Origin of the sequence: Lapidilactobacillus achengensis, from assembly GCF_003946655.1 — a bacterium.
GTDB lineage: Bacteria > Bacillota > Bacilli > Lactobacillales > Lactobacillaceae > Lapidilactobacillus > Lapidilactobacillus achengensis.
The window spans coordinates 57,921-75,658 of the sequence record NZ_RHOV01000008.1; the positions used below are offsets into that span (position 1 = coordinate 57,921).

Below are 17,738 nucleotides of genomic sequence, written 5' to 3' on the forward strand. Positions count from 1 at the left end.
GCTATTATGCAATACACAGAAATCACAGTTCGTTATGGTGAGTTATCCACCAAAGGTAAGAATCGCCGGGAGTTTATCGGCCGGCTCAATGGCAATGTTACCAAGACTTTGCGCGAATTTCCCGACTTAAAAATCTATCCCAAACGTGATCGCATGCATATCGCTTTGAATGGGACCGATTCAACTGCGGTCATGGCGAAGTTGCGGCAAGTTTTCGGTATCCAGAATTTCTCGCCAAGTATTACGATCTCGAAAGATATCGAAATTCTGAAACAGACTGCGCTGGCGATGATGCAGGAATTGGTCCCAGCCGCGAAAACTTTTAAAATCAATACCCGTCGGTCGGATCATAATTTCGAATATGACACCAATCAGCTTAATTTGCTGTTGGGCGATTATATCTACGATCAATTGCCACAACTGACTGCGCAAATGAAATATCCTGACGTGACCTTACGTGTGGAAGTTCGCCGTGATGGCATTTATTTGTCTTCCCAGACGATCAAAGGCGCCGGCGGCCTGCCAGTGGGGACGGCCGGCAAAGCGATGCTGATGTTGTCTGGTGGGATCGATTCGCCGGTGGCCGGCTACTTGGCTATGAAGCGGGGCGTTGCCATTGAAATGGTTCATTTCTTCAGTCCACCGTATACTTCAGAACGGGCCTTGGCCAAGGCGAAAGCTTTGACGGCCAAGTTAGCGCCATATGTGGGCACAATCAATTTCATTGAGGTTCCTTTCACGGAGATCCAAGAAGAAGTGAAGCGTTCGGTCCCTGAAGGCTATTTGATGACAGTGCAACGGCGCTTTATGTTGCGGCTAGCGGCGGCTTTAGCGAAGAAACGTGAGGCGTTGGCGATTTTTAATGGTGAATCGGTTGGCCAAGTGGCTTCGCAAACTTTGGAAAGCATGGTCGCCATCAATGATGTCACGACTTTGCCGGTCATTCGGCCGGTCGCGACCATGGATAAGAATGAAATCATTAAAATTGCCGAAGAAATCGATACCTTCGATTTATCGATCATGCCCTTTGAAGACTGTTGTACGATCTTCGCGCCACCACGTCCCAAAACTAAGCCGCGTTTAGATAAGGCACGTTATTATGAGGAACAGTTGGACGGCGCGGCGCTAATGGCGCGGGCGTTAGCTGGCGTCAAGATCACCGAGATCCATAGCCATGATGAGTTCATGCAAAGTGACCAGGATCAGATCCAATCGATCCTCTAATCAATTTATTGCTGGATCAGTTGCGTGGCGCGTCATTGCCAGACCCACAATAGCTACCCATCAAAAAAGTTCAATCAATTTTGATTGAACTTTTTTGTGTGGTGGTATTTAACCGTTGGACCAACCTGCGCGGTGATTGTTTCCAAGGTTTTGTTCATTTTTATGAGGTCTAGGTGGGAAATATTTTTTGTTAACGCTTGCACGAACTTGCTTTTTTTGGTATGCTTATCACGAAATGTGACGAGTTTAACAAAACGGAGCGAATAACGATGACGAATCAGAAAACAACGAGAATTCCTAGAATGACGCTGTCCCGCTTACCGCTATATTACCGCACTCTCTGCAACTTGGCAGATGAGGGGACGCGCCGGATCAAGTCCGCTGATCTGGGCACGGCGACGCAGGTCGAACCAACGACGATCCGCCGCGACTTTTCTTATTTCGGTGAGTTGGGCCGTAGCGGGTATGGCTATGATGTTGGCCATTTGATCCGAATCTTCGGTGAGATTCTTGAAGTCGATGAACCACAATATCTGGCGCTGGTCGGGGTCGGTAATTTAGGTCGCGCCTTATTAAAGAACAATTTCCGCCGCAATCCCAATATGGCCATCGTTTGCGCTTTCGATGCTGATCCAGGGGTGATTGGCGAGGAAATCAATCAGGTGATCGTTCAACCGATGGCGGAATTGGGTGCCACGATCGCCAGCTTGCAAATCAACACCGCCATTTCCACGGTGCCCAGCCACTCGCTGCAACAGGTATCCGCCAAGTTGGTCGATAATGGTATCCGCTCGATCCTGAGTTTTGCCCCTGAGCCGGTGATTTTGCCGGAATTTGTTAATATGCGCTATTTAGATTTGACTTCCGAAGTTCTGAATCTGTTGCTGCTCTCGGAGCGAGGCCAAGCGGCGGTGGCGAAATAACCACGGGCCGATGGTCTCGGGCTTGTACTTCTTGTAGTTAGGGAACAACATTGTCCCGATGGCACCTAGCAGGAACGGGTCGCGCGACAGTCAGCTTTCAAACCTGTTTTCAGTTTAAAAACGGCTCAATTCATTTTTAACAAATGTACTGAGCTTTTTTGTTTGCCTTTTTCTGTATTACTTACTCTCCCAAAATATTTACTAACATTCACGGGGCGGCGCTATAAAAGCGGCGTGGAATACCTAGCCAACAGCAGGTGCACGAAGGTTCTTGCTTTCGATAGCTGGAAATGAGAACAGGGATTTATTTGGAACGGGGGTAAGCAGGGCGAGAATTGACTTGAAATTTCAAACGAAAATGGTCTCCTATCTTTGCTAGGGGACGACCGTACATGACGATGAAATAGCGTCGTTATTTGTTCGAAAAATTAAGGGATAAATTAAGTTTAGCGTTATATGACGGTTTTAGATTGCTTTACTTTTGAAACACAATTATCTTGTAATTGACTTGAGTTCTCAAAAAAGGGGTGTATACTAAAAATGTAATCGATTACAAACTACGATGGCGCAAGAAAATAATCTTCTCAAATTACGGAATGACGACTACGCTTCGTTTAATGGTGATGTCCAGAGCAACGCATTCGGCTATAATGTACGATTGGTGAATTCGGATGGTGCTCCTAAGACAGGCTATGTGGGGCTCTATAAGGATAAGACTACGCGTGCGAATGACAATGCTGGCATCATTAATCACTACTATTGGGCTGATGTTCACTCGAAAAAAATCGAGCCGAATAAAAGTAACGTGAAATTACACTTTAGTGCTGATAAGAAGTAGAAGGAGATAAAGAATAGTGTTTTTGTGAAGCAGATAGTCGGCTGACTGTCTGCTTCACTTTTACAAATTGCGGAGGTGGCATTTTGATCAAACTTTGGCGGAAATATTTTCTCATGGGCTTGTTACTGATCTCCATGGTGACGGTGATCCATACACTGCTTTTGATCCATGAAAATCTGGGCATCTTACGTCGAGGTGAGGCGGGGACGGCCTTGTTCTACGGCATGCAGCTATTTGGCAACAATGAGACGATCTGGCACTTGATCATCATGTTGGTGATTATTCCGACCAGCTGTTTTTGGTTCTTTATCTATGGCAAAAATAGCAAGTTATTCAATCTGTGGGTGACACGCGTTGGTCGCCGTGTTTTTATCAAGCAAGCGCTTTGCCACATCACTATCGGGACGGCAATTATTCGTCTAGTTCAAATTGGCCTGGAACTAATGCTTATTCATTTCCTGTTCGCCCCGATTTCATTGATTCCCGCGAGCTCTTTCTTGAAAAATGGCTTGCCGACATTCTTCACCCTTAATGGGTCAATGAATCTGCTCCTGTTTGTGCTGTGCTCAACAGTGGGGTGGGTCATCGGTGCTATCCTATGTTTCGCGGTCAGTCTCTTTGTTCGACGCACCGTGCTGATTTTTCCCGCCACGGCATTATTACTATTGTTGTTCTCGTTGCTTCCAGGGATCGCGAACGTGGCGCTTGGCGGTCAAGGCAGTTTGTTCTTGTACACAATCTTTCTGCCGGGAATGATTGCGCCGGGTGAAATCAACTTCGGGACTTCATCAATGCCGCTGCCATTATTGGCGCTTCATCTGCTAACTGTTCTGTTTTACATGGTTGTTTGTTTGGTGCTGTTGGTCTTTTGGCAAAAGCAGGCTAGGCAGGGGGACGCGTAAATGAAGACTCTGTTAACTCGCCAGGCGTCTGTCAAGTTGTACATTTTCGCCATCGTGCTGGGAATCGTTAGTGCGCTGTTGGCCCCAACAAATACATTGATCAGCGTTTACAGCTCACATTGGACAACTTTGATTCCGCAAAGCGCGCTGCTTTGCGCGCTACTTTTCTACAACACGGTCAATCGGCCAATTTATGGCTTAGTCGCGGTCAGGGGCAAAGAATTCAATGTGTTTCTGGCATTGGGAATGGTTGGCATTATTACAACGGTTGGCTATTATTTCGCACTAACGTTGACTTATATCATGGGCGGAGCAAGCCTGGGCCCAGCGACTGCGCTATCAGGCTTGCTCCTTGTTTGGGGTTCGAGATTACTCCTATTGATCATCATCGCCCTGTTGGCGGCCATGACTTTTTTGGTTGCGCGCTCGCTAGGACTGATCATCGTGATCATCGGCTTGAATTTTTTATATCATTATTGGATTGAAATGTTTGTTATACTACCGCGCATTATTGGAGGTTAATTGATGTTACAGATTGATGGTATTGCTATGCGCTTTAAAGAAAAGCAAGTGATCACGAACGCTTCGCTAACACTTCAGCCCGGAGAAGTCGCGCACATTTCTGGTGCGAATGGTTCTGGTAAATCAACCTTATTTAAGATCATTGTGGGATTATTGGTCCCAACAGCTGGCAGTGTGGTCAAGGGTGACGCAGATGTTTTTGGCGCCTTGATTGAAAATCCCGGATTTTTTGAATTTGAAACGCTGGCGCGTAACTTGAAATTCTTGGCGGAGTTGCGCGGCACGTACAATTTACCTTGGGTCAAGGAACTCTCCCAAATCTTGCGCCTTGACCTGGATAACAAGGATAAGATGGGCAAGTTTTCCGTGGGGATGCGTCAGAAAGCAGGAATCATTCAGGCTGTCATGGAAGATCAGTCGATCATTTTGCTGGACGAGCCGACAAGAGGACTTGATGAACCCTCCTTAGCTGGCTTTAGCGATTTGATTGCCAAATTGGCTGATCAAGGTAAGAGCGTTCTGATTGCTTCCCATGACATCATTCCCAGCGTGCAGTATCAGCGAATGTATCTGCTCGAAGATGGTCTATTGGTAGCTAGCAATGAGAACTAAGCCATTTGGCTGGCTCGTTTCGCTTGGGATCGGGTCCCTTGTGATTGTCGTCAGGAATCGTTTCGCCTTGTCATCGCAAAACTTGATTTTAATGACCTTTGGCGTTCTCCGAGGTAATTTGTGGGTTGTTCTACTTTCGACGCTGATCATGGTGAACGCCTGGTGGTATCTGATGAGATGTGAGCAAGATTTCAAAGATATTTGGGTGCTGATCCAGGTGCGAAACTTGTCTGCCTGGCAGTTGCAACGCGCCGTTTTAAAAAAAATTGCGCCAGTGCTAATTCTCGCGCTCTTTCCCATGATTTTAACGCTGTTCATTTTGCATCAACCACAGGTCCTTGGCTATTTTCTTGTAGCGACTTTGGTTGTTCTGGGCTGCGCGCTGATGATTCCTTTCGAGCGTAAGCATTACGCTATCGTCTCTGGGCTTCTCTTGCTAATAAGCCGAATTGTTGTTTGTTTGTTGCTTCCAGCAACGTGATTTTTGGCGGCGTGATTGCTGCTTTGGGCGGATCACTTGGATCACACGACCGCGCCACTGAGTCGTAAGCATCTTTAAGCCTAGACCAGGCTGTTTGTTTATCCTGTGAAATTCGGCGGTCAGGACTTGACCGTTTCTGCTTTTTGGGCTAAGATTTAACCAACAACCTTGAACAAGAGCGGTACTGATCGGCTGGTCAGTGAGGAAATGGTCAGTGTGAAATTTCCCCAGACAGTCAGTAGCGGTAGCTTGGGAGTTGCGCAAGTGAAGCAGTAGTTTGCGCCGGTAGCAGCCGTTATTGCATTGAGTTGGAGCAGCGATGCTCAATTTAGGTGGTACCGCGATCAGAAATCGTCCTATGTTATTTAGGACGATTTTTTTGTTGGCGGGATTTAGTTGAAGGAGCGGATGACATGGCAACAGAAATGGCACCGAAATATGATCCGAAGAGCGTTGAAACGGGTCGTTATCAAGAATGGTTAGATGAGAAAGTTTTCAAGCCTAGTGGCGATAAAAAGGCGAAACCTTATTCGATCGTGATCCCACCTCCCAATGTGACTGGGAAGTTGCACTTGGGTCATGCTTGGGACACAGCTTTACAGGATATGATCATTCGCCAAAAGCGGATGCAAGGTTTCGATACCTTGTGGCTGCCTGGGATGGATCACGCGGGCATCGCGACCCAGGCCAAAGTTGAGGCCAAGTTGCGGGCGCAAGGGCAAGATCGTCACCAATTAGGCCGCGAGAAGTTTGTTGAGCAGGTCTGGGCTTGGAAAGACGAATATGCGGCCACGATCAAGGCGCAATGGGCCAAGTTAGGGCTGTCTTTAGATTACGATCGGGAGCGGTTCACCTTGGATGATGGCTTGTCCGAGGCGGTCCGGACCGTTTTCGTCAAAATGTATCAAAAAGGCTTGATCTATCGCGGCGAATACATCATCAACTGGGACCCGCAATTGGAAACAGCGTTGTCGGATATTGAAGTGCTGCACCAGGATGATGAGGGCGGTTTCTACCATGTGCGTTATCCCTTAGCTGATGGTTCTGGTGACATCGAGATCGCCACGACCAGGCCGGAAACAATGCTGGGTGACACGGCGATCGCGGTTCATCCCGGCGATCCCCGTTATGCCAAGCTGGTGGGCAAAATGGTCAAATTACCGTTGACTGATCGCCAAATCCCGATCATCGAAGACCATTATGTGGACATCGACTTCGGGACCGGCGCGGTCAAAATCACGCCTGCCCATGACCCCAACGACTTCGAGGTCGGCAATCGTCATGATCTGGAACGGATCAATATCATGAATGATAATGGCACGATGAATGAACGGGCCGGCAAATACGCGGGGCTGGATCGTTTCGCCGCCCGCAAAGCGATCGTCGCCGATTTGAAAGCGCAAGGCTATTTACTGCGCGTGGAGAAAATCGTCCACAGTGTGGGCCATTCGGAACGGTCTGGGGTCCAAGTTGAGCCACGGCTATCAACGCAATGGTTCGTCAAAATGAAACCCTTGGCTGAAATGGCCTTGAAAAACCAAGCCACCGCTGACAAAATCAATTTCGTGCCGGAACGTTTTGAGAAGACCTTCACCCAATGGATGGAAAACATTCATGACTGGGTAATTTCTCGGCAATTATGGTGGGGTCATCGCATTCCCGCTTGGTACCGCAACGACACGGGCGAAGTTTATGTGGGGATGACCGCGCCCGCAGATGCGGAAAACTGGCACCAAGAGACCGATGTCTTGGACACTTGGTTCTCCAGCGCTTTGTGGCCATTTTCCACGATGGGTTGGCCGAACACTGACAGCGCTGACTATCAACGTTACTTCCCAACCAATACTTTAGTGACCGGCTATGATATTATTCCATTCTGGGTTTCGCGGATGATTTTCCAAAGCCTGGAATTCACGGGTAAACGGCCGTTTGAAAACGCCCTGATCCACGGCTTGATCCGGGACGAACAAGGTCGGAAGATGAGTAAATCATTGGGAAATGGGATCGACCCTATGGACGTGATCGAGAAATACGGCGCGGACGCGTTGCGCTGGTTCTTGTCCACAGGTTCGACGCCGGGACAAGACACCCGTTTCAGCTACACTAAAATGGATTCTGCTTGGAACTTCATCAATAAGATCTGGAACGCCAGTCGGTTTGTCATCATGAATTTAGGTGACACGACCACCAGCAGCGTGATTCGCGACCGTGATCGCTTCGACTTGTCGGATCGGTGGATCGTCAGTCGCTTGAATGAAACGATCGGCTCGGTGACGCGCTTGAATGATCAGTTTGAGTTTGGTGAGTCCGGTCGCTTGTTGTACAACTTTATTTGGAATGACTTCTGCGACTGGTATATCGAAATGAGTAAAGCGGTGCTCAATGGCGATGATGAAAGTGCTAAGCGTTACAAGCGGCAGAACTTATTATATGTGCTGGATCAGATCTTGCGTTTGATGCATCCAATCATGCCTTTTGTGACGGAGAAAATCTGGTTAAGCATGCCTCATGAAGGTCGCTCATTGACGGTGGCGCATTATCCTGAATATAGTGAGGACCTTAATGACATTGTCGCGGTGGAACAAATGACCGGGTTGATCGACGTGATCCGCGGTGTGCGGGGGATCAGAGCGGAAGCTAACGCGCCGATCTCCAAGCCGGTCGAGATCTTGCTGCGGACCAAGACAACGACGATCGAGGACACCTTGAACAGCAATCTGGAATTTCTTGAACGCTTTCTGAACCCAACTGCTTTGGAAGTTGGGCCGCACGTCAAAGCGCCTAAGCTGGCGATGTCGCAAGTCACCAGTGATGTGGAGATTTTCGTACCATTGGCGGAGCTGATCGATCTTGATCAGGAGATCCAACGCCTTGAAAAAGAAGCGAACCGTTTGGATCAAGAAGTGACCCGGATCGACCGCAAATTAGGCAATGAAAAATTCGTCGCGAAAGCACCGGCAGAAGTCGTTGATGAACAACGGGCGAAGCGGGTGGATTACTTGAGCCAACGGGAAGCCGTTAAGCAACGGATCACTGAATTAAGCGCGAATAAATAACGCTTAGGCGCAAATTTTACGCGTGGTGACCACACAAGTGCGCGTGGGACGTAGATACGGAGGTAGGGTTTGACCACAATTACAGATGTCTTGACTTTTTTACATGGGCGACCGCGGTTACATCGCAGTGATAAATTGGATCTGATGAAACAAGCATTGGCGTTATTTGGTGATCCGCAAGATAAATTCACGACGATCCATGTGACCGGGACTAACGGCAAGGGGTCGACCTGTCATTTGATCAGTCAGTTATTAGTCGCTCAGGGTTATCATGTGGGGCTGTTTACCTCGCCCTTCGTGTTGAAGTTCAACGAGCGCATCCAAATCGATGATCAAATGATTCCCGATGATCAACTGATCGCCTTGGTGACCGCCATGCGCCCAGTTTTAGCGGCGGCTCAGCTGGAGTTGACTGAATTTGAGTGGGTCACCTTACTGATGTTCAATTATTTCGCTGCGCAAGCGGTTGATGTGGGGGTGATCGAAGTTGGGATCGGCGGCGCTCATGATCGCACGAACGTGATCACGGCCAGCGTTGGCGTGATCACGTCGATCGGGTTGGATCATCAAGACTTGATTGGTCCCACGCTGGCGGACATTGCCGTGGAAAAGGCGGGGATCATAAAACCTCAGCAAACCGTGATTTATGGTGAGTTGCCCGCCGCGGTCCAACCTTTGATCACGGCGAAGATCCAGCAACAAGCGGCCAAAGGTTACCAGTTTGGTCAAGCAATCCAGGCGCAGCATGTGCAGTGGTCACCGCCGCAGGTTCAATTTGACTGGATGGGCACCGGATTGTCCGCGCCACTGCGTCATTTGCGTATGCCAGCACTGGCGACTTGGCAGGTGGCTGATGCTAGCTTGGCTCTAGCGGCAGCGGCAGCCTGGTTGGATCAGCGGCACAGTCAGTTGGATGCTCACGTGGTACGGCAAGTTCTGGCGGATTTCCAAGTGCCGGGGCGTTTAGAGGTCATTAGTCAGGAGCCATTGATGGTTTTGGATGGCGCCCATAATATTCCGGCCATCACGGCGCTGATTGCCACGGTCAAGCGGGTCTTTGCTGGTCAGCCCATCTTTTTAACGATGGGGATGATGGCGGATAAAGATATTCGCCAAGTAGCCGCATTACTGGCTGCCACTAACTGGCAGGTGACTTGGACCACTGTGGCGGATAATCCTCGGGCGGCTGATCAGGCGCAATTGCAACAACAGATCGCCGCGCCCTTCACCTATGCGCCCACCTGGCAACAAGCCTTCCAGAACGCGCTTCAGGCGTCGGGCGGCGCTGGGGTGTTTCTCTTTGCCGGCTCGTTTTATCTGATCACCGACGTGCGCCATTATTTATTGGCCGACTAGCTGTTTGGCCGCTAGACTTGGCGTGGCCGGTTGCTGGCGCGGTCTAGCGCCAGCAACGGACCACTTTCCGAAAACAAAAAAATAAAGCAGATCACTCTTTCGTATTTATAAACGAAAGGGTGATTTTTTGATGAGAAAGCAGGAGACGAATGTGATCAATGATGGTGGGCAAGCGGCGACCATGATCACCTTGCGACCGCGAGAAACGGTGTATCAACATGGAGTCAGCGCCGCCACGGATCAAGAGTTGTTGCAGATTATTTTGCGCACGGGCACGGCCAAATGGAGTACGGCACAATTGGCCGCGCAATTATTGCAGGAGTTTGGTAATTTGGCTTTTTTGGCCCGGGGTAGCTTAGCAGAATTGACCCGCTATCCTGGGATCGGACCCACGAAGGCCATTGAATTACAGGCGGCCTTCGAGTTGGGGCGGCGATCGTTACGCCAAATGCAATTGCGTCAGGGCGTTGTCTTATCGTCGCGGATGTTGGGTCAAGAAATGGTCAAGAAGTTTCGCGGCTGCCAGCAGGAGCAATTGGTGGTGGTCTATTTGGATACCAAAAATCAAGTGATCCAAGAGCGGATCATTTTTACAGGCGGTTTGAACAGTTCCGTAGCGCATCCCCGGGAGATTTATCATTACGCGGTTTTGTTATCGGCGGCCCGGCTGATCTGTTTGCACAATCATCCCAGTGGTCAGACCACGCCTTCCAGTAATGACTTGGAATTTTCGAAGCGGCTGGTTCAGTGTGGGGAGTTGATGGGAATTGAATGTCTCGATCATTTGATCATCGGTCATGACAATTATTTGTCTTTACGTGAAGAAGATTTACTTTGAAGCCCAGCGCGGCGATTTCGTTTCGGTATAAATGTGCACTTTCGCCCGTTTCCTGTTAGAATAGAACTTGCTAAGTTTATTTTGGTCTAGGTCAGCGCGCCGAATCAGGTGGTGACCATTTCTTTAAGATTTCTTAGTGAATACTTTTTAACGTTTTGCCATTATGGTATAATTCCAATTAGTATAAACTTGGAATTTAAGGAGAGAAAACATTGCTAGGATTCGGTGCGAAGAATATTGGCATTGATTTAGGTACAGCCAATACATTAGTTTATAGTGAAGGTAAGGGCATTGTCCTCAATGAACCTTCTGTCGTTGCAAAAAATTCAAAAACCGGCGAGATCATTGCGGTTGGTTCTGAAGCTCGTGATATGATCGGCCGAACTCCTGCAAGTATCGTCGCGATTCGGCCAATGAAAGATGGCGTGATCGCGGATTATGACACGACTGCTGCGATGATGAAATACTTTATTGAGAAAACCGTGGGTGGCGGCAAGCCTTATGTGATGGTTTGTGTGCCCAGTGGGGTGACCGAAGTCGAAAAACGGGCGGTGATCGATGCAACTCGGGTCGCTGGCGCTCGCGAGGCCTACGTGATCGAAGAACCCTTCGCCGCAGCAGTTGGCGCTGGATTGCCAATTATGGATCCTACCGGCAGCATGGTTGTGGATATTGGCGGTGGGACCACTGATGTGGCAACGATCTCGTTAGGCGGGATCGTATCCTCACGGTCGATCCGCATGGCCGGCGATAAGATCGATGAATCGATCACTTCATACATTCGTCAACATTTCAATTTATTGATCGGTGAACGGACGTCTGAGCAAGTTAAGATCCAGATCGGCTCGGCTTCCGTGGACAAGGCTGGCGAGTTAGAGGATATGACGATTCGCGGTCGTGACCTGATCACTGGTTTGCCGAAAACAATCGAAGTTTCCGCGACTGATATTGCGAATGCGATTCAGGAAGTGATCGAAGCAATTATTGCGGCGATCAAGGAGACCTTGGAAGAGACCTCACCTGAGATTGCCGCTGACGTGATCGACCATGGGATCGTTTTGACCGGGGGCGGCGCGTTATTAAAGAATCTGCCTGAAGTTATTTCAGATGCCACTAAAGTTCCGGTGTTCATCGCCCAAGACCCGCTTGATTGTGTGGCCATCGGTACTGGGGAATCCCTCAAGAGTATTGAAGTTATGAAACGGAAACATTAAAATCCGAAAATGCGGGCGTGCCCGCTTTTTTGATTTGTGGAGGATTTAATGAATAAGTTTTTTTCCAACAAAAAGTTGATTATCGTGATGGTCACGTTGATCGCCGTCTTTGGAATGTTATCCGTTTCCATCGGATTACGGGACAATCGCAAGGCGCCTGTTTTTGTGCAACGCTTTGGAAATGACGCTTTGGGGATCGTGGGCAATGTGATCACGGCTCCGGTCAACGGTGTCCGTAGCGTTAGCGCCAATATTAAAGATCTTTTCAATACCTATGATGAGAATAAGGCCTTAAAGGCTGAGATCCAGGAGCTGGCCGAGACCAAAGTCGAGAATCAGACCCTGAAAAACGAAAATCGCGCCTTAAAGAAACAGCTGAAACTGAACGCCACGTTAACGGACTATACCCAAGTTTCCGCGGCGGTCATGAGTCGTTCGCCGATCAATTGGCAAAACTATCTGCTGATCAACCGCGGTTCCGCGGCGGGCTTGAAGAAAGACATGCCAGTGATGAGTGGTTCGGGCTTGATCGGTCGGATCGTTGAGGTCAACCAAACCAATTCGAAAGTAGAGTTGATTTCCAGTGATAATGGTTCGAGTAATCGTTTCGCGGCCGAGGTCAGTATTGATGGTGGCACGCCGGTCAGTGGCTTGATCACCGGTTATGATACCGAAACGGCCACCCTCAAGATGGGTCGTTTGGTGACCGCCGACAAAGTCAAGAAAGGGCAGAAAGTCGTGACCTCTGGGCTAGGTGGTTTAACACCGGCGGGCTTGTTGATCGGAACGGTAGTCAAGGTCAAAGATGATGACTATGGCCTGGCCAGCACGATTTATATCAAACCTGCGGCTAATTTGAATAATTTCACCGTGGTGACCGTCATTGATCGGGGGATCGCGGATGACTAATATGCAGGCAGAGAAATTCCAGCATCGTTGGTTGATCCCGTTAGTGATTTTGCTGGGTTTTTTCAGTGATGGTAGCTTATCGCTGGCCTTCTCTGGTTTTTTCTTTGATAATAGTTTACAAATGGCGCCCCAGTTGTTCTTAATGGCCCTGGTTCTGTGTACGTTCGCGATGCCGGCTTCAAATCTGCTCTTCTGGTACGCGCTATTAGGCGGGCTGGCCTATGATTTGTTTTATACGGGATTGATCGGCCTGTACACGTTGATCGGACCGTTGACCTATCTGTTAACGAAATTCTTGCTGAATTATTTCGGCAAGCAGCCGATCTATCAGTTGGGGACGTTCGTGATCACCGTGCTGGTGGGCCAAGTGATTCTCTTCTTTCTAGCTGATTTCTTTAATTTAACCAGCGCGTCTTTGGGTAGCTTCATTAGTGACGCGCTAGGACCAACAATTTTGCTCAACGTGATTTTATTCGCGATTTTCTTTTGGCCAACACGCTGGCTACTGCAATTTATTCACCAGAAGCGAGGGAGGTAAGGACGTGGAAAATGTCTTTTTAAGAGGGCGCAATGATGGCTATGAAATCGAAATTCCAGCGGAACGCAACTTCGAGCTCAGTTTGCAAGAATTAACGACCTTATTGGAAAAGGTTCGGGCTGAGGATACCAGCACGCGGGAGATCGATTTCAAGGTGCGCACCGGTCGGCGCATTCTGACCGATGAACAACGGCAACGACTTTATGCCTTGGTCGGGCAGTTCGAACATTTTAAAATCATTGAAGTCACGGCGGATGTGATGGATCAAACGACGGTCGCCGCCTTGCTCAAGAGCAAAGCGCTCCACTTCGTTCCCCAGGTGATTCGTAGTGGGCAAGAGGTCTTCTATGAAGGCGATGTGATCGTCTTGGGCAGCGTCCATCAAGGCGCGACCTTAATGGCTTCCCGCAATATTTATGTGGTCGGCGCGGTCGAAGGTATTCTTCACGCGGGCTTCCCTGATAATAGTGAGGCGATTATTGCTGGTGATTTGCGCCAGGCGGCACAGTTGCGGATCAGCGATCTGGTCGAGATCGTGGCCGATCAGCCGGAGATCCAAGGCCAACAATTCACCTATATCGATGACCTTCATAATTTGGCGACGGCTAAATTGACCGATCTGAAGAAAATCAAGCCTAAACTCTTCCAACAGTTGGAGGAACAGTAATGGGAACAGCCTTAGTGATCACTTCTGGTAAAGGCGGTGTCGGCAAGACGACAACCACCGCGAACATTGGGACCTCCTTGGCCTTATTAGGCAAGAAGGTTTGTTTGGTTGACCTGGATTTAGGCCTGCGGAATTTGGACGTCGTTTTGGGGCTGGAAAATCGGATCATCTTTACGATCGTAGATGTTGTTCAAGGCCGCGCTAGTCTCAAGCAGGCCCTGATTAAGGACAGCCGCTTGGAAGATAAGCTGTTCTTATTGCCAGCGGCGCAAAGCTCTGACAAGAACGCCCTGACCCCCCAAGCAGTTCGAAACATCGTCAATCAACTGAAAGAGAGTTTCGACTTTGTACTCCTGGACTGCCCCGCAGGCATCGAACAAGGCTTCGAAAACGCGGTGGCCGGAGCTGATGGGGCGATTTTGGTGACCACACCGGAGAATGCGGCGGTCAGTGACGCGGATCGGATCGTCGGTATCTTAGAAGCTCATCATTTGGAGTTTGGCCCGCGGCTGATCATCAACCGAATTCGCAAGAATCTGATGAATCAGGGCGATATGATGAGTATTGAAGCAATCACAGACCATTTGTCGGTTCCTTTGCTCGGCATTGTTTTCGATGATGATGCCGTTATCGCCACCGCCAATGCAGGCGAACCGGTCACGTTGACACCGGAGAATCCGGCCAGTCAGGGTTACCGGAACATTGCCCGGCGGATGCTGGGTGATAGTGTGCCACTGATGACCTTGCGGGAAGAGGATCCGGTTGAGTCAACGCCGGAACCAGAACCGGCCCCGAAAGGCTTTTGGTCACGGTTATTCCATCGTTAAACGCTCCCAAGCCAGTGTTCGGCGTGGTTGGGACTTTGTCTTGGACTTATCCGGTGAAGGTGGCATGGTGAACCGGACGGTAATTTTTCCAAAAAAACAAATTTTTGACTTGACTTTTGGTCTGTCTGTGATTATTATGAATGAATAATTAACAGATTCTAAGCAAATAATTGTCCCGGTGGCTACCGCTGCGTTCAGAGAACTCCTGGTTGGTGAGAAGGAGAGGTAAGTGGTCATGCACAACAATTCTGCGATCGATGTCAGTTTTACCTTGGTAATCCAAAGTCGACCCGGTTCGCCACCGTTATCGGTTCAGTTCAAGGACTGAGTGAGCCATTCGTTGTGAGACGGATGGAAATCAGAGGTGGGACCGTGTTGATCAACGCCCTCTAGACTAGCAATAGTTTAGAGGGCGTTTTTTGTATTCCAAAGAGTGCGAGCCGACCTGGGCAGCTTCTGAGCATTAGCCTAGCAATTGTTTTGAAAGCTGGGCTTTGCTTTCGGAACAATTGCGTATCGGCGCAGAAAGCAGTTGCGTGCAGCACGTTTGGATAGAGTACAGCGCATTTAAAAAAAGGAGTGAGTTGGATGAGTTGGCAGTATTTAAGTGAGATCTTTCCAGCATTATTGAATGGGACCAAAGTAACCTTGAGCATCTTTGGCTTGACGTTACTCTTGGCGATCCCCTTGGGCCTATTGGCTAGCGTTGGTTTGCGGTCGCGGTTCAAGCCATTGCGGGCGGTGTTGGATTTTTATGTTTGGTTGATGCGCGGGACACCACTGTTACTGCAATTGATTTTTGTTTTCTATGGGCTGCCGTTGATGCATATCGTGTTGGAACGTTACGCTGCCGCGCTATTTGCCTTCGTGTTGAATTATGCCGCTTATTTCGCCGAGATCTTTCGGGGCGGTCTGCAGAGCGTTGATCAGGGGCAAGTTGAGGCCGCCCAGATGTTGCGCTTGAATAGCCGCCAAACGTTCCGTTATATTATTTTGCCGCAAGTCAATAAGAAAGTGATTCCGGCGATCGGCAATGAAGTGATCAATCTAGTCAAGGACTCTTCCTTGGTTTATGTGATTGGGTTAGGTGATCTGCTGCGGGCGGGAAATATTGCCATGGCGCGTGACGTGACCCTGGTGCCGCTGCTGGCCGTGGCCGCGATTTACTTGGGGTTGACCGCTGTGTTGACCTGGGCCTTGCGTCAGGCGGAGAAACACTATGCGTATTATGACTAGGAGGAAGAAGCAATGCTGACATTACAAGGAATTACCAAGAAAATCGCCACACGCACGATCATCGATCAGGCAACGCTCAACGTTGAAGAAGGCCAAACCTTGTGTATCGTAGGTCCTAGCGGCGCCGGGAAAACCACGTTACTTCGGATCATCGCCGGATTGACCCCCTATGATCACGGCAAAATCGAATTAGATGGTCAGCCGTTTGTCCCAGCTCAGGATAACCTGAAAGCAGGCGTCATCGGCGTGGTGTTCCAAGACTTCCGCCTTTTTCCACATCTGAGCACACTGGAAAATGTTGTGCTGGCGCCGCGCCTGACCTTCGGGTTAAGTCCCCAAGCGGCCACTGAGCAGGCACAAACACTGCTCGCTCAATTGGGTCTGACCGAACAAGCAAATCAATATCCTTTTCAGTTATCCGGTGGGCAAAAGCAACGGGTGGGAATTGCGCGCGCCTTGGCGTTAAAGCCGCGGATCCTTTGTTACGACGAACCAACTTCGGCATTGGATCCCAATTTGCGTGACAGTGTTCGCGATTTGATTTTGCAACTTAAAGCCACCGGGATGACCCAAATCGTGGTGACCCATGATTTGGTCTTTGCCGATCAAATCGCGGATCGCACCTTCCAGTTGGCCCCATACCAATCCTGATCAAGGAGGAATGACAATGCGCCTAAAAAAAGAAATGCTAACGCTCCTGCTGGGAATGGGGTTATTATTCAGTTTAGCTGGTTGTGGCTCCCTCCGTAATTTAAAGGCAGTCGATCAACCCGGCCAAACCCTGATCGTTGGGTTGGACGACACCTTCGTGCCCATGGGTTTTCAAGAAAAAGATGGCAGTCTTGCCGGCTTTGATATTGACCTGGCCAAGGCGGTGGGCCGGGAGTTGGATCAGCCCGTTACCTTCCAAGCAATCGATTGGAACATGAAAGAAACTGAGCTCAAGAATGGCACGATCGATTTGATTTGGAATGGCTATACCAAAACCAAAGAACGCCAGCGTGAAGTTGCTTTTTCTGATCCCTATCTGCGTAATCAGCAGGTTTTAGTCACCAAAACGGCCGCCAATATTCGGTCTTTCGCGGCGATGAAAGGGAAGAAAGTCGGGTTACAGAACGGCTCATCTGGCCAAACCCTGTTTGAGCGGCAGCCCCAAGTTTTGAAGAATATTGTCGCGGATCATTCCGCCGTCCTGTTTGAGAATTTCAACACTGCCTTTCTGGATCTTCAGGCTGGGCGCATCCAAGGCATCGTTGGTGACAGCATCTACGCGGGCTATTACATTCGTCAGCAACACAATCAAAAGCAATATCGGATCATCAGCGGCGGCTATCCCGAGGAAACTTTTGCGGTGGGACTGCGCAAGTCAGACACTAAGTTGCGGCGGCGTCTCAACACGGCTCTGGCGAAGCTTAGCCAGAATGGCACGATCAGTCGCTTAAGCGAGAAGTGGTTTAAGCAAGATCTAGCCATTAAAATCGGCGCTTAAAGTGGGGGGCCATCAGCACTCACCAGGGTTTGTCGATGTCAGCGGTTTCAACGATTCGCCTGCTTGACAAGCGCCCCAAAACCCTGTTTAATGTGGAAGTAACGAA

At 49.3% G+C, this 17,738-nt stretch carries 17 protein-coding genes and 1 other annotated feature; all 17 genes read left to right on the top strand.

The genetic code is table 11. The annotated features are described in order from the left end of the window. Positions 1-6: 6 nt before the first annotated feature. The 17 genes from thiI to EKM94_RS06395 all read left to right on the top strand — a co-directional run bounded on the left by thiI (position 7) and on the right by EKM94_RS06395 (position 17,632). Positions 7-1,224, top strand: a complete 1,218-nt coding sequence (thiI, locus tag EKM94_RS06315) for a tRNA uracil 4-sulfurtransferase ThiI (protein WP_125599161.1) — start codon at positions 7-9, stop codon at positions 1,222-1,224. A gap of 269 nt (positions 1,225-1,493) precedes the next feature. After that, a complete protein-coding gene (locus tag EKM94_RS06320; RefSeq protein WP_125599164.1) occupies positions 1,494-2,147 on the top strand; it encodes a redox-sensing transcriptional repressor Rex in 654 nt (217 codons plus the stop codon). Between the two features lie 921 nt (positions 2,148-3,068). After that, on the top strand, positions 3,069-3,887 hold the full coding sequence (locus tag EKM94_RS06325) for a hypothetical protein (protein ID WP_125599167.1): 819 nt from the start codon (positions 3,069-3,071) through the stop codon (positions 3,885-3,887). Next, the gene (locus EKM94_RS06330) at positions 3,888-4,409 is read left to right on the top strand and encodes a hypothetical protein (RefSeq protein ID WP_125599170.1); all 522 of its coding nucleotides are present in this window, start codon (positions 3,888-3,890) and stop codon (positions 4,407-4,409) included. It begins immediately after the preceding gene. Positions 4,410-4,412: 3 nt separating this feature from the next. Then, positions 4,413-5,021 (top strand): ATP-binding cassette domain-containing protein, encoded by a 609-nt coding sequence (locus EKM94_RS06335; RefSeq protein ID WP_125599173.1) that lies wholly within the window; start codon positions 4,413-4,415, stop codon positions 5,019-5,021. Continuing rightward, positions 5,011-5,502 carry a hypothetical protein gene (locus EKM94_RS06340; protein ID WP_125599175.1) on the top strand — a complete coding sequence of 164 codons (492 nt, stop codon included), beginning with the start codon at positions 5,011-5,013 and terminating at the stop codon, positions 5,500-5,502. The genes EKM94_RS06335 and EKM94_RS06340 overlap by 11 nt, the downstream gene beginning before the upstream one ends. A 159-nt stretch (positions 5,503-5,661) precedes the next feature. Next, positions 5,662-5,864 (top strand) — a binding site (T-box leader). 51 nt (positions 5,865-5,915) lie between these two features. After that, positions 5,916-8,558, top strand: a complete 2,643-nt coding sequence (locus EKM94_RS06345) for a valine--tRNA ligase (RefSeq protein ID WP_125599177.1) — start codon at positions 5,916-5,918, stop codon at positions 8,556-8,558. 69 nt (positions 8,559-8,627) lie between these two features. Further along, entirely contained in the window at positions 8,628-9,914 is a 1,287-nt protein-coding gene (locus EKM94_RS06350; protein WP_125599180.1) for a bifunctional folylpolyglutamate synthase/dihydrofolate synthase, read from the top strand. 130 nt (positions 9,915-10,044) lie between these two features. After that, entirely contained in the window at positions 10,045-10,752 is a 708-nt protein-coding gene (gene radC, locus EKM94_RS06355; protein WP_225422175.1) for a RadC family protein, read from the top strand. 212 nt (positions 10,753-10,964) lie between these two features. After that, positions 10,965-11,966, top strand: coding sequence for a rod shape-determining protein (locus EKM94_RS06360; protein WP_125599182.1), 1,002 nt, complete (start codon positions 10,965-10,967; stop codon positions 11,964-11,966). A 48-nt stretch (positions 11,967-12,014) separates the two neighbouring features. Continuing rightward, positions 12,015-12,875 carry a rod shape-determining protein MreC gene (mreC, locus tag EKM94_RS06365; protein WP_125599185.1) on the top strand — a complete coding sequence of 287 codons (861 nt, stop codon included), beginning with the start codon at positions 12,015-12,017 and terminating at the stop codon, positions 12,873-12,875. Further along, on the top strand, positions 12,868-13,413 hold the full coding sequence (gene mreD, locus EKM94_RS06370) for a rod shape-determining protein MreD (protein WP_125599188.1): 546 nt from the start codon (positions 12,868-12,870) through the stop codon (positions 13,411-13,413). The genes mreC and mreD overlap by 8 nt, the downstream gene beginning before the upstream one ends. A 4-nt stretch (positions 13,414-13,417) precedes the next feature. Continuing rightward, entirely contained in the window at positions 13,418-14,080 is a 663-nt protein-coding gene (locus EKM94_RS06375; protein ID WP_125599191.1) for a septum site-determining protein MinC, read from the top strand. After that, positions 14,080-14,907 (top strand): septum site-determining protein MinD, encoded by an 828-nt coding sequence (gene minD / locus EKM94_RS06380; RefSeq protein ID WP_125599194.1) that lies wholly within the window; start codon positions 14,080-14,082, stop codon positions 14,905-14,907. The genes EKM94_RS06375 and minD overlap by 1 nt, the downstream gene beginning before the upstream one ends. A gap of 588 nt (positions 14,908-15,495) precedes the next feature. Beyond that, a complete protein-coding gene (locus EKM94_RS06385) occupies positions 15,496-16,143 on the top strand; it encodes an amino acid ABC transporter permease (protein WP_125599197.1) in 648 nt (215 codons plus the stop codon). A 12-nt stretch (positions 16,144-16,155) separates the two neighbouring features. After that, complete coding sequence (locus tag EKM94_RS06390) at positions 16,156-16,794, top strand: amino acid ABC transporter ATP-binding protein (protein ID WP_125599199.1); 639 nt, start codon at positions 16,156-16,158, stop codon at positions 16,792-16,794. A gap of 16 nt (positions 16,795-16,810) precedes the next feature. Next, a complete protein-coding gene (locus EKM94_RS06395) occupies positions 16,811-17,632 on the top strand; it encodes an amino acid ABC transporter substrate-binding protein (RefSeq protein WP_125599202.1) in 822 nt (273 codons plus the stop codon). Positions 17,633-17,738 lie beyond the last annotated feature (106 nt).

Bases quoted from the DNA above. Each gene is read 5' to 3' on its own strand.
- thiI (WP_125599161.1), top strand. From the start codon at position 7: ATGCAATACACAGAAATCACAGTTCGTTATGGTGAGTTATCCACCAAA.
- EKM94_RS06320 (WP_125599164.1), top strand. From the start codon at position 1,494: ATGACGAATCAGAAAACAACGAGAATTCCTAGAATGACGCTGTCCCGC.
- EKM94_RS06330 (WP_125599170.1), top strand. From the start codon at position 3,888: ATGAAGACTCTGTTAACTCGCCAGGCGTCTGTCAAGTTGTACATTTTC.
- EKM94_RS06335 (WP_125599173.1), top strand. From the start codon at position 4,413: ATGTTACAGATTGATGGTATTGCTATGCGCTTTAAAGAAAAGCAAGTG.
- EKM94_RS06340 (WP_125599175.1), top strand. From the start codon at position 5,011: ATGAGAACTAAGCCATTTGGCTGGCTCGTTTCGCTTGGGATCGGGTCC.
- EKM94_RS06345 (WP_125599177.1), top strand. From the start codon at position 5,916: ATGGCAACAGAAATGGCACCGAAATATGATCCGAAGAGCGTTGAAACG.
- radC (WP_225422175.1), top strand. From the start codon at position 10,045: ATGAGAAAGCAGGAGACGAATGTGATCAATGATGGTGGGCAAGCGGCG.
- mreC (WP_125599185.1), top strand. From the start codon at position 12,015: ATGAATAAGTTTTTTTCCAACAAAAAGTTGATTATCGTGATGGTCACG.
- mreD (WP_125599188.1), top strand. From the start codon at position 12,868: ATGACTAATATGCAGGCAGAGAAATTCCAGCATCGTTGGTTGATCCCG.
- minD (WP_125599194.1), top strand. From the start codon at position 14,080: ATGGGAACAGCCTTAGTGATCACTTCTGGTAAAGGCGGTGTCGGCAAG.
- EKM94_RS06385 (WP_125599197.1), top strand. From the start codon at position 15,496: ATGAGTTGGCAGTATTTAAGTGAGATCTTTCCAGCATTATTGAATGGG.
- EKM94_RS06390 (WP_125599199.1), top strand. From the start codon at position 16,156: ATGCTGACATTACAAGGAATTACCAAGAAAATCGCCACACGCACGATC.
- EKM94_RS06395 (WP_125599202.1), top strand. From the start codon at position 16,811: ATGCGCCTAAAAAAAGAAATGCTAACGCTCCTGCTGGGAATGGGGTTA.